Annotated in this window: 18 protein-coding genes; 5 read left to right on the forward strand and 13 right to left on the reverse strand. The window is 62.9% G+C overall.

What is annotated here, in order from left to right; genetic code table 11:
- The first annotated feature begins 41 nt into the window (after positions 1-41).
- A complete protein-coding gene (locus AC07Y2_RS04280; RefSeq protein ID WP_103385503.1) occupies positions 42-1,925 on the forward strand; it encodes a TonB-dependent receptor domain-containing protein in 1,884 nt (627 codons plus the stop codon).
- On the opposite strand, the gene AC07Y2_RS04285 is transcribed toward AC07Y2_RS04280, so the two are convergent.
- The 12 genes from AC07Y2_RS04285 to nrdR form a co-directional block, all read right to left on the reverse strand.
- On the reverse strand, positions 1,922-2,722 hold the full coding sequence (locus tag AC07Y2_RS04285; RefSeq protein ID WP_103385504.1) for a cobalamin-binding protein: 801 nt from the start codon (positions 2,720-2,722) through the stop codon (positions 1,922-1,924). The genes AC07Y2_RS04280 and AC07Y2_RS04285 overlap by 4 nt on opposite strands.
- Positions 2,722-3,141, reverse strand: coding sequence for a hypothetical protein (locus AC07Y2_RS04290; protein ID WP_011336131.1), 420 nt, complete (start codon positions 3,139-3,141; stop codon positions 2,722-2,724). The genes AC07Y2_RS04285 and AC07Y2_RS04290 overlap by 1 nt, the downstream gene beginning before the upstream one ends.
- On the reverse strand, positions 3,138-3,755 hold the full coding sequence (ribA, locus tag AC07Y2_RS04295; RefSeq protein ID WP_007955551.1) for a GTP cyclohydrolase II: 618 nt from the start codon (positions 3,753-3,755) through the stop codon (positions 3,138-3,140). Before ribA ends, AC07Y2_RS04290 begins: the two co-directional genes overlap by 4 nt.
- A 132-nt stretch (positions 3,756-3,887) precedes the next feature.
- Complete coding sequence (locus AC07Y2_RS04300; protein ID WP_039771917.1) at positions 3,888-4,613, reverse strand: substrate-binding periplasmic protein; 726 nt, start codon at positions 4,611-4,613, stop codon at positions 3,888-3,890.
- Positions 4,614-4,641: 28 nt separating this feature from the next.
- Positions 4,642-5,145 (reverse strand): phosphatidylglycerophosphatase A family protein, encoded by a 504-nt coding sequence (locus tag AC07Y2_RS04305; RefSeq protein ID WP_007910933.1) that lies wholly within the window; start codon positions 5,143-5,145, stop codon positions 4,642-4,644.
- A complete protein-coding gene (gene thiL, locus AC07Y2_RS04310) occupies positions 5,142-6,107 on the reverse strand; it encodes a thiamine-phosphate kinase (RefSeq protein WP_103385505.1) in 966 nt (321 codons plus the stop codon). Before thiL ends, AC07Y2_RS04305 begins: the two co-directional genes overlap by 4 nt.
- Before the next feature lie 27 nt (positions 6,108-6,134).
- Positions 6,135-6,635 (reverse strand): transcription antitermination factor NusB, encoded by a 501-nt coding sequence (nusB, locus tag AC07Y2_RS04315; RefSeq protein ID WP_024014489.1) that lies wholly within the window; start codon positions 6,633-6,635, stop codon positions 6,135-6,137.
- Entirely contained in the window at positions 6,632-7,108 is a 477-nt protein-coding gene (gene ribH / locus AC07Y2_RS04320) for a 6,7-dimethyl-8-ribityllumazine synthase (RefSeq protein ID WP_003228649.1), read from the reverse strand. The genes nusB and ribH overlap by 4 nt, the downstream gene beginning before the upstream one ends.
- Positions 7,109-7,199: 91 nt before the next feature.
- Complete coding sequence (gene ribBA, locus AC07Y2_RS04325; protein WP_039771922.1) at positions 7,200-8,291, reverse strand: bifunctional 3,4-dihydroxy-2-butanone-4-phosphate synthase/GTP cyclohydrolase II; 1,092 nt, start codon at positions 8,289-8,291, stop codon at positions 7,200-7,202.
- A 16-nt stretch (positions 8,292-8,307) separates the two neighbouring features.
- On the reverse strand, positions 8,308-8,970 hold the full coding sequence (locus AC07Y2_RS04330; RefSeq protein ID WP_039771924.1) for a riboflavin synthase: 663 nt from the start codon (positions 8,968-8,970) through the stop codon (positions 8,308-8,310).
- A 47-nt stretch (positions 8,971-9,017) separates the two neighbouring features.
- The gene (gene ribD / locus AC07Y2_RS04335) at positions 9,018-10,151 is read right to left on the reverse strand and encodes a bifunctional diaminohydroxyphosphoribosylaminopyrimidine deaminase/5-amino-6-(5-phosphoribosylamino)uracil reductase RibD (RefSeq protein WP_103385506.1); all 1,134 of its coding nucleotides are present in this window, start codon (positions 10,149-10,151) and stop codon (positions 9,018-9,020) included.
- Positions 10,148-10,612, reverse strand: a complete 465-nt coding sequence (nrdR, locus tag AC07Y2_RS04340) for a transcriptional regulator NrdR (RefSeq protein WP_003228656.1) — start codon at positions 10,610-10,612, stop codon at positions 10,148-10,150. The genes ribD and nrdR overlap by 4 nt, the downstream gene beginning before the upstream one ends.
- A 128-nt stretch (positions 10,613-10,740) precedes the next feature.
- On the opposite strand from nrdR, the gene AC07Y2_RS04345 reads away from it, so the two are divergent.
- From AC07Y2_RS04345 to trxA, 3 genes are read left to right on the forward strand one after another with little or no spacing between them, the layout of a single operon-like run.
- Positions 10,741-11,205, forward strand: coding sequence for a YbaY family lipoprotein (locus AC07Y2_RS04345; protein ID WP_011336139.1), 465 nt, complete (start codon positions 10,741-10,743; stop codon positions 11,203-11,205).
- Positions 11,202-11,858: a class I SAM-dependent methyltransferase gene (locus AC07Y2_RS04350; RefSeq protein WP_103385507.1), complete on the forward strand. Its 657-nt coding sequence runs from the start codon at positions 11,202-11,204 to the stop codon at positions 11,856-11,858. Before AC07Y2_RS04345 ends, AC07Y2_RS04350 begins: the two co-directional genes overlap by 4 nt.
- Positions 11,859-11,897: 39 nt before the next feature.
- Entirely contained in the window at positions 11,898-12,770 is an 873-nt protein-coding gene (gene trxA, locus AC07Y2_RS04355; RefSeq protein ID WP_007955581.1) for a thioredoxin, read from the forward strand.
- A gap of 4 nt (positions 12,771-12,774) precedes the next feature.
- On the opposite strand, the gene AC07Y2_RS04360 is transcribed toward trxA, so the two are convergent.
- Positions 12,775-13,134: a hypothetical protein gene (locus AC07Y2_RS04360; RefSeq protein ID WP_103385508.1), complete on the reverse strand. Its 360-nt coding sequence runs from the start codon at positions 13,132-13,134 to the stop codon at positions 12,775-12,777.
- A 134-nt stretch (positions 13,135-13,268) separates the two neighbouring features.
- On the opposite strand from AC07Y2_RS04360, the gene AC07Y2_RS04365 reads away from it, so the two are divergent.
- Complete coding sequence (locus AC07Y2_RS04365) at positions 13,269-13,862, forward strand: DUF2796 domain-containing protein (RefSeq protein ID WP_103385509.1); 594 nt, start codon at positions 13,269-13,271, stop codon at positions 13,860-13,862.
- Positions 13,863-13,870 lie beyond the last annotated feature (8 nt).

The raw sequence follows: 13,870 nt of genomic DNA on the forward strand, positions 1-13,870 counted from the left end.
CACATTTGATTTGTGAACACCTCAAGTACCAACGGACTCCGATGAACCTCTCGCGTCTCGCCCTGCCCCTCCTGCTGCTGCCATCCGCCAACACCCTCGCCGACACCTTCGAACGCGATCAGGCCCTGAAGCTGCCGGACGTGCTGATCAGCGCCAACCGCCAGGTCGAAGCGCGCAACGACAGCAGCGCCGCCAACACCGTGTTCACCCGTGAAGAAATCGAACGCCTGCAACCTCGTAGCGTCACCGACCTGCTGCAGCGGGTGCCGGGCGTGCAAGTGGCGCAAACCGGCGGACGCGGCAGCCTGCCGGGAATTTACATTCGCGGCACGCAATCGGCGCAGAGCCTGGTGCTGGTCGACGGCCAGCGCATCGGCAACTCCACCTCCGGTGACAGCAACCTGCAACACCTGAACATCGAGCAGATCGAGCGCGTGGAAGTGCTGCGCGGTTCGCGCTCGGTGATTTACGGTAGCGATGCGATTGGCGGGGTGATCCAGATCTTCACCCGGCGCGGCGGCGAACAAGGCTTGCAGCCCCGGATGCATGTGGGATTCGGCAGCAACCAGACCTGGGAACGCAGTGCCGGCCTCTCCGGAGGTGACGAGAAAACCCGTTTCAACCTCGGCGCCAGCCTCGATGAAACCGCCGGCCTCGACCGCACCCACGAGTCGTATCCCAGCGACAGCGATCATGACGCCTACCGCAACAAATCCATCAGCCTGAGCCTCAGCCATGCGCTGACCGATGACATCGAAGTCGGCGCCAACCTGCTGGATAACCGTGGCAAAAGCGAGTTCGACAACCCGTTCGGGCGCTTCGACCCGGTGACCTTCGACTCTGTGCAGCAGCAACCGTACAGCGATTTCACCGTCAGCAGTTTCAGCAGCTACATCGACGCGCGGATCAACGAGCGCTGGAAGTCGCGCCTGGAACTCGGCCACAGCGAAAACCGCGAGAAGTCCTTCGACAAGCTCAGCGACGAACGCTCGGTGTTCAACACCTACCGCGACTCGGTGACCTGGCAGAACGACCTGACCCTCGATGCGCGCAACAGCCTGATCCTAGGCGGCGACTGGTACGAAGACCGGGTCAACAGCAGCACCGCGTTCGACGAAGATAGTCGCTGGAACCGCGCAGCCTTCGTCCAGCATCGCTTCCAGGCAGACAGCTTCTCCACCGAACTGGGTCTGCGTCGCGATGACAACCAGCAGTTCGGCGGCCAGAACAGCTGGAGCGGCACGCTGACCTTGCCGGTCAACCCGGACAACGATCTGCTGCTCAGCTACAGCGAAGGCTTCCGCGCGCCGACCTTCAACGATCTGTATTACCCGGACTTCAGCAACCCCGACCTGAAACCGGAAACCTCGAAAAGCTACGAGCTGCAATGGCGCAGCCAGTTGAGCGACAGCACTCGCCTCGAAGCCTCGTTGTATCGGACCGATCTGGAAGACGCGATCATCTTCGGCAGCAACTCACGCCCGGAAAACGTCGCCTCGGCGCGGATCAACGGCTTCGAAGCAGCGCTGAAACAGGAGCTGTTCGGCTGGCAGAGCAACCTCGGCGTGGCGATCATCGATCCCCGCGACCGCGACACCGGCCACACCTTGGCACGTCGTGCTAGGCGCACCTTGAGCTGGGATCTGGACCGACAGTTCGATCGCCTTGGCCTCGGCGCCAGTTGGCAGGCCGTCAGTAGCAGTTATGACGACCTGAACAATCAGCAACCATTGGGCGGTTATGCACTGCTCGGACTGCGCAGCAGCTGGGCGCTGAACCGCGAGATCAAGCTGGATTTCAAGGTCGATAACCTGCTGGACAAGGGTTACAGCCGGGCGCTGTACAGCCATGACGGCAGTCAGTTTGGCTATCGCGAGGAAGGTCGGGCGTTCATGTTCGGCGTGACCTGGACGCCGCAGCTCTAACGATCTGGCGCGATCAGCTGGCAGAGCTTGGCGGTCGCCTCGATCATCTGCCCGCTCGGACGCTCAAGGCCTTTGTCGGTGACCAGCAGCAACTGCCCGTGCTTGACCGCTGTCACCTGTGGCCAGGCGTTCCACGCATCCAGTTGCGGCTGATCGCCAGCCAGAATCACTTCGGGATCACGCTGTAAAACCGCTTCGATGCTCACCTGTGGCGCTGGCAGGCTCAGGTCGGCGAACACATTGCGTGCGCCACACACTTCAAGCGCATCGCTGATGATCTGTCCGCCACCGACGGTGTACAGCGGCTTGTCCCAGACCTGGTAGAACACCCGCAGCGGTACTTCGCGGCGGTAGCGCTGGCGCAGCTCATCGAGGTTGCGCCGTAGCTCGGCGGCCCGTTCAACCCCACGCTCCGGGCGACCCAGCTGTGTCGCGATGGCTTCAATCTGCGCGGTCAGTTGCTCGAGACTGTGGGGCTCGGCAACGAAAGTCGGAATGTTCAGACGCTTGAGCTGATCGCGCTGGGCCGGGCCAACACTGCCGGGCCATAGCAGCAACAAGTCAGGTTTGAGGCTGAGCAGCCGTTCCATGTCGAGCTGGCCGTAACGCCCCACCGAAGGCACGTCCTTGATCGCGGAAGGACGCTCACCGGCATCCAGCACGCCGACCAGCAGATCGGCCGAATCCAGTTCAACCACGATTTCAGACAGGGATGGCGCGAGGCTGACCACCCGCAGGGCGGCCAGCGTTTCACCGCTGACGGCCAGCAGCAGAACCGCCAGCCAGAGACGCCGCATCAGGCGAGTTGACGCGGGATACGGTAGAGGTAGAACAGCACCGCCGTGGACAGCGCCAGCAACATCAGCGGCACCGCTTCAAGGCCGACGAACACCGCCAGCGCGCCGATCCATGCCGGCAGCGCCGCGACCACGAATGCACTGCGAAGGCAGGCCGCCAGGGCGATCCAGGCAGCGGGTTCTTCAGGGGTATCGAGGGCTTTTTGCGTGGCGATCAGCGCATGTTTGTAGCGCCCGAAAAACTTCAGGCTGACAAACATCGACGCCACGCCAGCGATAAACAAAGGCATCGCCAAGACCGGCAGAATCGCCTCGCCCTGGCCGAACACTCCGTTGATCACGAACAGCGGCAACAGCGCCAGCGCCAGGTATTTCCACCAGGCGATCGACAGACGGCGCCGCACTTGCCCGCGGGTCACGCCCGGTCTACCTCGCCCTGATGCTCGTTGCCCATCATGTGGTCGAGCTTGCTGGCCTTGGTCGCCAGATAGAGTTTGTTGTGCGGATTGTGGCCGGTGTGCAGCGGCACGCGCTCGGCGACGACGATGCCCATGTCGGTCAAGGCTTTGACCTTGCGCGGGTTGTTGGTCATCAGACGCAGGGATTTGACGCCCAGATGCTCAAGCATCGGCAGGCACATGGCGTAGTCACGCTGGTCGGCGGCAAAGCCCAGACGCTCGTTGGCTTCAACGGTGTCGGCGCCGCCGTCCTGCAATTCGTAGGCACGGATCTTGTTCAAAAGACCGATGCCGCGCCCTTCCTGACGCAGGTACAGCAACACGCCACGGCCTTCGCGAGCGATGGCCTTGAGGGCGCCTTCGAGTTGCGAACCGCAGTCGCAACGCTGGCTGAACAAGGCATCGCCGGTCAGGCATTCGGAGTGCAGACGGCCGAGTACCGGGGCACCGTCGGCAATCTCGCCCAGGCTCAGCACGACGTGCTCGCGGCCGGTGGCTTCGTCGAGAAAACCGTGCATGGTGAATTGCGCAAAAGGCGTTGGCAGCTTGGAAGCGGCGACAAAAACGACAGGCACCGGTGTGCTCCTGATCTGAAAAGTCCGAGATTCGCTGGGCGGCATTGTAACAGCAGGTTCCCAGAGGCGCTTAGGCTGAATTATCGGGGATAACTATCAAAAAGTTTGATGACAGGCTCGTCGCTATCGCCTTTACTCGAACGGATACGGCTGCTTCCAGCGCTCGAAGATCGGCTTCAACTCGCCGCTTTTCACCAGTTGCTCCATGCGCTGGTCGTAGATCGACATCAGCGCCCGGCCTTGCGGGGTGTCGGCGAAGCCGAGGTACAGCGGCAATTCCGCCAGATGCGAATAACGGTACTGCGAAGGATCGGCGGCGTTTCGCAGCACCGCTTCGATTTCCGTCAGCGCATCGATGTAGTAATCCGCCCGCCCCTGCTTGAGCATCGACAGGATCCCGGTGCGGCGCTCGATCTGGTTGAAGCGTTTGACGTTCGGCAGATAGGTTTCGTAGCGATAGCCGCGCACCCAGGCCAGTCGGTACTTGCCCAGCGTTGCCTGGGTTGGCGGCGGATTGCTGGCCAGGCCGAGCGCGTAGATGTGGTCGGAATCGAAATTCCATTTCGGGTACAGCACCTGCTCGGCTTCGCCGCGATAGGAACCGACCAGTGCGTCGGCTTCCTTCAACTGCACCAGCCCGACCGAGCGCGTGTAGGGCACGGTGCGAATATCCAGGGTCACACCGGCCGGCTCGAAGACTTTGCGCAACACATCCCAGGCCAGGCCATGGCCGTCGGCGGCGGTGTAGTCTTCCCAATCTTCACTGGCCAGGTGAATGACCGACGGCGGTGCGTCCTGTGCCTGGGCCACGGCGCCAAGCAAGGTCAAAACCACTATCGCCAACCAGCGTCGAGTCATCCCTGTGCCCCTCATCCACGCCTGGAAATCAGGCGAAAATCCACACCAGCCCCTGCATCGCCAACCAGGCGAACACGCCGGCCAGCACATCGTCGAGCATGATGCCGACGCCGCCGTGAACATGCCGGTCGATCCAGCGGATCGGCCACGGCTTGAGAATGTCGAAGAAGCGGAACACCAGGAACCCGGCCAGCAACCAGTACCAGCCTTCCGGCACCAGCCACAGGGTGATCCACATCCCGACCATTTCGTCCCAGACGATGCCTTCGTGGTCGTGCACCCGCAGATCGTCCGCCACTTTGCCGCACAGCCAGAAGCCGAACAGCATGGTGATCCCGAGCATCAGCCAGTAACCCCAGTCCGGCAGCATTTGCCACAACGGAATAAAGGGTAGCGCAACTAACGAGCCCCAAGTGCCCGGCGCCTTGGGCAAGGTGCCCGAGCCGAAACCGAACGCGAGGAAATGCCAGGGATTGCGCCAGACCGACGGCGGAACGAATTCGGCCGGAACCTGTTTCGGGTGATCTGTCACGGTGACTCCTGAAAATGTTGATAACCCCGGGTTTGCGGGGTGATGTCGTGCCCGTCGCGATCCAGCAGCACCACGCCCTGGCCCTGCGTCACACGACCGATCACATGGATCGGCCAGCCATCGGCGAGCAGCGCCGGCAACTCGACGGCCGGCAGGGTGAAGGCCAGCACGTAGTCATCGCCACCGCTCAACGCCGCACGTTCGGCGCCGCGCTGACCGAGAAACGCCACCAGCGCCTCCGACAACGGAACGCGCTCGCGCTCGACTTCGAGGCGGACCTTCGAGGCCAATGCGATGTGACCGCAATCGGCGAGCAGCCCATCGGAGATGTCCAGCGCCGAAGTGGCCTTGCCACGCAGGGCCTGACCGAGAGCGAGTTGCGGTTGCGGCGACCAGTAATGATCAAGCAGCGGCTGGGCGATGTGAGACTCGGCGTCACGCTGACCCAGCACCAGCGGCAAGGCCCCGGCGGCATTGCCCAGCTCACCGCCGACACACAGCAGATCGCCCGGCTGCGCGCCGCTGCGGGTCAACGCTATGCCGGCCGGGACGCGGCCGAACACGGTGACGGTCAGGCTCAACGGCCCGCGGGTCGTGTCGCCGCCCACCAGTGCCACGCCGCAGCCCTGCGCCATGCGGTTCAAACCGCGGGCATAGGCTTGCAGCCAATCGGCAGTCACCGTCGGCAGAGTCAGGGCAAGGGTAAAGGCGACGGGCGTGGCGCCCATGGCAGCGAGGTCGCTGACCGCCACGGCCAGCGAGCGCTGACCGAGCAGAAACGGATCGCAGGGGTCGGCGAAATGCACACCGGCCACCAGCGTATCGGTGGAAACCGCCAGCTGTTCCCCGGAAGGGACCGCCAGCAAGGCGCAGTCGTCACCGATCCCCAGTGCAACGCCTTCGCCGCCCTGCGCACAAGGCGCGGCGGCGAAGAAATTGCGGATCAGCTCAAACTCGCCCATGGCTGAGAAAAAGTATTCAAGCGCCGATCAGCGCTTGAACGCCTTCACTTCAGCTTCACGCAGGCGCGGAGCCAGCTTGTCGAGCACGCCGTTGACGAACTTGTGGCCGTCGGTCGAACCGAACACCTTGGCCAGCTCGATACCTTCGTTGATCACAACGCGGTACGGCACGTCGACGCGCTTGAGCAGTTCCCAGGTGGACAGGCGCAGAACTGCCAGTTCAACCGGGTCCAGCTCTTCGATCGCCAGGTCCAGGCAAGGCGTGAGCGCGGTGTCGATTTCAGTCTTGAACTGCGGAACCCCGTGGAGGATTTCGCGGAAGTAAGCCCCGTCGACATCGGTGAAATCGTTATCGACCCGGAACTGCGCTTCGATCTCGTTCAACGACTGCCGAGCCATGTGCCACTGATACAGGGCCTGGGTCGCGAGCTGACGGGCTTCGCGGCGCTTGGCGCTTTTCGATGGCTTGCCGGCATCCGCAGGTTTCGGATCGCGCGGGTTGAAACGATCGCTTTCGTCGCTAATCACTTGGCCTCCAACTGCGCCAGCAGGCTGACCATTTCCAGAGCGGACAGGGCAGCTTCAGCACCTTTGTTGCCGGCCTTGGTGCCGGAACGTTCGATGGCTTGCTCGATGGAATCAACGGTCAGGACGCCGAAAGCGACCGGTACGCCAAACTCCATGGACACCTGGGCCAGGCCCTTGGTGCACTCGCCAGCCACGTATTCGAAGTGCGGAGTACCGCCACGAATGACCGCGCCCAGGGCGATGATTGCTGCGAACTCGCCTTTCTGGGCGACTTTCTGCGCAACCAGCGGGATTTCGAAGGCGCCAGGTGCGCGGATGATGGTGATGTCGCTTTCGCTCACGCCGTGGCGAACCAGGGCATCAACTGCACCGCTGACCAGGCTTTCAACCACGAAGCTGTTGAAGCGGCCCACTACCAAAGCGTAGCGGCCTTTAGGGGCGATGAAGGTACCTTCGATGGTCTTCAGGGTCATTCGTCAGATCTCTTAAAGAGCCGGGACGCGTCTGTTTCGCGTCCCTCAGTGATTTATTTGCCGCGAATACAAGGCCGGAAACAACCGGTCATTATTCGGAGGGCACGTATTCTACAACTTCCAGATCGAAACCGGATATCGCATTGAACTTCATCGGTGCCGACATCAAGCGCATTTTGCGCACACCGAGGTCACGCAGGATCTGCGAACCGGCACCGACAATGCTGTAGGTGGTCGGTTTTTTCGGTGCGGCCTGATCGCCGGTTTCGCGGATGTGCGCCAGCAACACATCGCCATCCAGTGGATGACCGAGCAACAGCACCACACCGCTGCCGGCCTCGGCAACCGCAGCCATGGCGGCGCGCAGGCTCCAGCGGCCCGGTTGCTTGACCATCAGCAGGTCGCGCAGCGGGTCCATGTTGTGCACGCGAACCAGGGTCGGTTCTTCGGCGCAAACGGTGCCCAGGGTCAGTGCCATGTGCACGTCGCCTTCCACGGAGTCACGATAGGTCACCAGGTTGAATTGGCCCAGTTCGCTGTCCAGCGGCTGCTCGGCAATCCGCTGAACGGTACGTTCGTGGATCATCCGGTAGTGAATCAGGTCGGCGATGGTACCGATCTTGATGTTGTGTTCAGCGGCGAAGGCTTCCAGCTCGGCGCGACGGGACATGGTGCCGTCATCGTTCATCACTTCGCAGATCACGCCGCTCGGCTCGAAACCGGCCATGCGCGCCAGGTCGCAGGCGGCTTCGGTGTGGCCGGCGCGGGCCAGGGTGCCACCGGCCTGGGCCATCAGCGGAAAAATGTGGCCCGGGCTGACGATGTCTTCGGCCTTGGCGTCTTTCGCGGCGGCCGCTTGCACGGTGCGCGCACGGTCAGCGGCGGAAATGCCGGTGGTCACGCCTTCGGCCGCTTCGATCGAGACGGTGAACTTGGTGCCGAAACCGGAACCGTTGCGCGGAGCCATCAGCGGCAGCTTCAGGGTTTCGCAGCGCTCGCGGCTCATCGGCATGCAGATCAGGCCACGGGCGTATTTGGCCATGAAGTTGATGTGCTCGGCCTTGCAGCATTCGGCGGCCATGATCAGGTCGCCTTCGTTCTCGCGGTCTTCGTCATCCATGAGGATGACCATCTTGCCTTGGCGGATGTCTTCAACCAGTTCTTCGATGCTATTGAGCGCCACAAGGCACCCCCTTCAGTCAGGATTTGAGGTAGCCGTTGGCGGCCAGAAAGCTTTCAGTGATGCCGCCGGACGTTGGCTCTGAAGCCTTGTCGCCCAACAGCAGACGCTCCAGATAACGCGCCAGCAGGTCGACTTCCAGGTTCACCCGGCGACCTGGCTTGTAGGACGCCATGATGGTTTCGCTCAGGGTGTGCGGGATGATCGTCAGCAGGAATTCGGCGCCATCAACCGCGTTCACGGTCAGGCTGGTGCCGTCGACGGTGATAGAGCCTTTATGGGCGATGTACTTGGCCAGCTCTTTCGGCGCGCGGATGCGAAATTCCACGGCGCGGGCATTGTCGCTGCGCGAAACCACTTCGCCGACACCGTCGACGTGACCGCTGACCAGATGACCGCCGAGACGGGTGGTCGGGGTCAGGGCTTTTTCCAGGTTGACCGGGCTGCCGCTTTTCAGGTCATTCATGGCGGTGCAGTCGAGGGTTTCGCGACTGACGTCGGCGGCGAAGCCGTTGCCCGGCAGTTCAACCGCGGTCAGGCACACGCCGTTGACCGCGATGCTGTCGCCGAGTTTGACGTCGCTCAGGTCGAGCTTGCCGGTTTCGACATGCACCCGCACATCACCGCCCTTTGGGGTCAGTGCGCGGATACTGCCGATGGATTCGATGATGCCGGTAAACATGGGGTTCTCCTTGAGAACGAAGCCAGCGCTAACGCGATGGCCGGGAATTATACGCTCGCCGATGGGACAGGGATGGCAGTGACTCGCCAGTCATCGCCAACCGCGCGAATTTCAGTGATTTTCAGCTCCGGCGCATCCTTCATACAGGCCAGCGGCCAGTCCAGAAGCGGACGCGCCGTGGAGCCGAGGAACTTGCCGGCAATGAAGATCACGAACTCGTCGACCAGACCAAGCTGGGCAAATGCGCCGGCCAGTCGCGGACCGGCCTCGACCAGCACTTCGTTGACGCCACGGTTGGCCAGTTCGATCAGCAGTTGATGCAGATCGACCTGACCGTCATCGCCCGGCACGATCAGGCATTCCGGACCGTGGGCGTACTGTTCTTCGATGGCCACGCAGGTGGCGACCAGCGCCGGGCCGGCCTTGAAGAACGGCGCATCCAGCGGCACCCGCAGACGACCATCGATCAACACCCGCAGCGGCGGACGGCTCAGGGCCAGCGCGGTTTGTTCGGCATCCAGCCCCAGCTCATCGCCGCGAACGGTCAGGCGTGCACCATCGGCCAGCACCGTGTCGGCGCCGGTCAGCACCACGCTGGCTTGGGCGCGCAGACGCTGCACCGCCGAACGCGCGGCAGGGCCGGTGATCCATTGGCTCTCACCGCTTTCCATCGCTGTACGGCCATCGAGGCTCATGGCCAACTTGACCCGCACGAACGGCAAGCCGTGTTCCATGCGCTTCAGAAAACCTTGATTGAGCTTGCGCGCCTCAGCTTCCAGCACACCGCTTTCGGTGGCGATGCCGGCATCGGTCAAGCGCTGCAGGCCGCGTCCGGCGACTTGAGGATTCGGATCACGCATCGCCGCAACCACCCGGCCAATACCGGCATTCACCAGCGCATCGGCGCACGGCGGCGTACGGCCGTGGTGGCTGCAAGGTTCGAGGGTGACGTAAGCCGTGGCGCCCCGGGCCCGTTCACCGGCGGCGCGCAGGGCGTGGACTTCGGCATGGGGTTCGCCGGCCCGTTCATGCCAGCCTTCGCCGACAATCTGCCCGTCGCGCACGATCACGCAGCCGACCCGTGGATTGGGGTGAGTCGTGTAATGCCCCTTGCGCGCCAGCTCCAGGGCCCGGGCCATGAAGTGAGCGTCGAGAATGGCCTGATCGGCGGCGGTGGTCATTCTTTCACCGGCTCACGGGCGAGGCGGTCGATCTCTTCGCGGAACTCGTTGAGGTCCTGGAAGCGGCGGTACACGGAAGCGAAACGGATGTAGGCGACTTCATCGAGCTTTTGCAGCTCGGCCATCACCAGTTCGCCGACCACGAGGGATTTGACCTCGCGCTCGCCGGTGGCGCGCAGCTTGTGCTTGATATGGACCAGCGAGGATTCGAGGCGCTCGACGCTCACCGGACGTTTCTCCAGGGCGCGTTGCATGCCGGCGCGGAGTTTTTCTTCGTCGAACGGTTGGCGGCTGCCGTCGGTTTTGATCAGGCGCGGCAACACCAGTTCGGCCGTCTCGAACGTCGTGAAACGTTCGCCGCAGGCCAGGCATTCACGCCGGCGGCGCACCTGTTCGCCCTCGGCGACCAGACGCGAGTCGATGACCTTGGTGTCGTTGGCACCGCAGAAGGGACAGTGCATGGTGGCTGGCAACAAAAAAAGGGAGGGCCATGGTAGCGCATCCCGGTGGCAAGACAAGCCATAGGCTTTGCGGTATACAGACTGCCATGATCGATTGATCCATGGATTTCATTTTGCTGGAGCCACCAATGTCCCTACGACCGCTCGTTTTGCTCAGTGTTTTCAGCCTGCTGGTGGCCTGTGGCAGCGACGCGCCCAAGCCTCAGCCGCCTACGCCGGGCCCGGCGCCGCAACAGGCGCAGAAAAAAGCCCGGGAAGCCGCCGACCTCGGCCCGCTGCCGGCGTATCAGCGCGAACTGAGCGGCACCCTGCAAGGCGTGCCGGCCGGCGCCGAAGTCGAACTGGCGCTGCTGGTGATCGACGAAAAGGATCGCCCGCAACAATTGCTCGCCAGTTCCAGCCTGATCGGCAACAACCAGATTCTGCCGTTTCACCTGCGCTTCAACCCCGAATCCTTCCCGGTTGGCGCGCGGGTTGAATTGCGCGGCCGCGCCAGCCAGTCCGGCCAGTTGATCCTGCACCTGCCGTCGCAGACCATCACTCAGCCAACCACCCAGGCGTTGGGCCAGCTGCAATTTGTCAAAGCCCCATGAATGCCCCGTCAGACCTGCAACAGTCGCTAGGCGAGTTGCTCGGCGACGCTCGACTGAAAGCCTGTACGTTGCCGGACACCGATTTGCAGCTGTGGCTGATCGATGGCGACAACATGGCCCGCGAATTCAGCCAGGAAGAAACCCAACGCATCCTGCATGAACCGCCCTACTGGAGTTTCTGCTGGGCCAGCGGTCTGGCGGTGGCGCGCTATCTCGCGCAATTCCCCGAGTGGGTCCGGGACAAACGGGTGCTGGATTTCGGCGCCGGTTCCGGAATCGCCGGCATCGCAGCGGTGAAAGCCGGAGCCCTGGAAGTGGTGGCCTGCGACCTCGACCCGCTGGCGATTGCCGCCTGTCGGGCGAATGCCGAACTCAATGATGTGCAAATGAGTTATTCCACGGATTTCTTCGCCGAGGCCGATCGCTACGATCTGATCCTGGTGGCCGACGTTCTCTACGACCGGGAAAACCTGCCGCTGCTCGACGCCTTCCTGAGCCGTGGCCGCGAAGCGCTGGTGGCGGATTCGCGGGTTCGGGATTTCCGTCATCCGTTGTACCGGCGCATCGAAATGCTGGAAGCCATGACCCTGCCGGATCTGGCCGAACCGGAAGAGTTTCGCCATGTCAGCCTCTACCACGCGGCCCGCGCCTGACCGTATAGTTGCCCCATTCACGCTTTTACGAGATACCCCATGAGTCAGCAAACGCCGTACATCTTCGACGCCACGACGGCCGACTTCGACCAGTCGGTGATCGAGGCTTCCTTTCAAAAACCGGTGCTGGTGGATTTCTGGGCCGAATGGTGCGCGCCGTGCAAGGCGCTGATGCCGATGCTGCAAGGGATCGCCGAGAGCTATCAGGGCGAGTTGCTGCTGGCCAAGGTCAATTGCGATATCGAGCAGGACATCGTCGCCCGCTTCGGCATCCGCAGCCTGCCGACCGTGGTGCTGTTCAAGGACGGTCAACCGGTGGACGGCTTTGCCGGCGCGCAACCGGAATCCGCCGTGCGCGCCCTGCTCGAACCCCATGTGCAGATGCCCGCGCCGTCGGCTGCCGATCCGTTCGAACAGGCTCAGGCACTGTTTGACGAGGGCCGCTACGCCGACGCGGAAGCGACATTGGTCACGCTGCTGGGCGAAGACAATACCAACGCCAAGGCGTTGATTCTCTATGCTCGCTGCCTGACCGAACGCGGTGAGCTGGGCGAAGCGCAAACCGTGCTCGACGCGGTCAAGAGCGACGAGCACAAAGCCGCGCTGGCTGGCGCCAAGGCGCAGATCAAGTTCCTCGGCCTGGCCCGAGACCTGCCGGACGCCGCCGACCTGAAGAGCCGTCTGGCGCAAAACCCGCAGGACGATGAAGCGGTGTATCAACTGGCGATCCAGCAACTGGCCCGTCAGCAATACGAAGCGGCGCTGGACGCATTGCTCAAGCTGTTCATCCGCAACCGCAGCTACGGCGAAGGCCTGCCGCACAAGACCTTGCTGCAAGTGTTCGAACTGCTGGGCAACGATCACCCGCTGGTGACCGCTTACCGGCGCAAGGTGTTTGCCGCGCTGTACTAAGCGCTTACTCGATCCAGCTGTAGAGCGGCGTATCGCCGCCGCTCGCCACTTTCACGTCGGATGAATGACGCAGGCGCACCAGCAAGCGCTTGCCCGCCGCTGCGCTGCCGGTCAGCCCTTCGAGCTGATCCAGCAGATCCGGGCCGCTGAGCTGCCCGGCCTTGCGCAGCAAATCCCTGGCGACCTGCCACAACGCATCGTCCTGACTCACCGGTTTCGCCACAGGCGCCGCCGCTGCTGTCTGCGGCTGGGCCGTCTGCACCTGCACGCCAAACTGCGCACCGAGCCGCGCCCAGTCGCTTTCATCCAGTTCCAGGGTCAAATCCACCGGCAACTCGCCGACGGTTCCGCGTATCCGCAACATAAGCTTTCTCCCGCACATTTCTGACCTGCATGCTCCCATGGCACTTGTGTAACGCCAAGCGGGCGGGCAAACTCTGCGCACTTTCGTTATAAGATTACATAACAAACTCTTCACTTTACTTCCCGGAGACCGCCATGCGTCGTCTGCTGCTCGCTTTGCCGTTTGCCCTGTTGCCGCTGGCCATCGCCCAGGCTGCCGATGAGCATGATCACGACCATGAGCACGGCAGCCTCGCTACCCACGAACATGGCGTTGGACGCCTGAACGCCGCGCTCGACGGCCAGACCCTGGAGCTGGAGCTGGAAAGCCCGGCGATGAACCTTGTGGGTTTTGAACACGTCGCCACCAGCGATGCCGACAAGGCCAAGGTCGCCGCCGCCCGCGCGCAACTGGAAAAACCGCAGGCGCTGTTCAGTCTGCCGGCCGCCGCCGGTTGCAAAGTCACCCATCAGGAGCTGGAAAGCCCGCTGTTCGGCGACAAGCCGGATGCCGACGATCACGACGAAGAGGAGGCCGGCAAGGACGGTCACGAGCATCATCACGACCACAGCGAAATCCACGCCCACTACCAGTTCAGCTGCGCGGCGCCGGGCGCGTTGAAAACCCTGGATCTGGCGAACCTGTTCACTACCTTCCCGGCCACCCAGAAAATTCAGGTACAACTGATCGGCCCGAGCGGCCAGCAAGGCACGGAAGTGACGGCCAAGGCCGCCGCCCTGAAGTTCTGACACGAAAC

The organism is Pseudomonas sp. GW456-12-1-14-TSB6 (assembly GCF_059424205.1).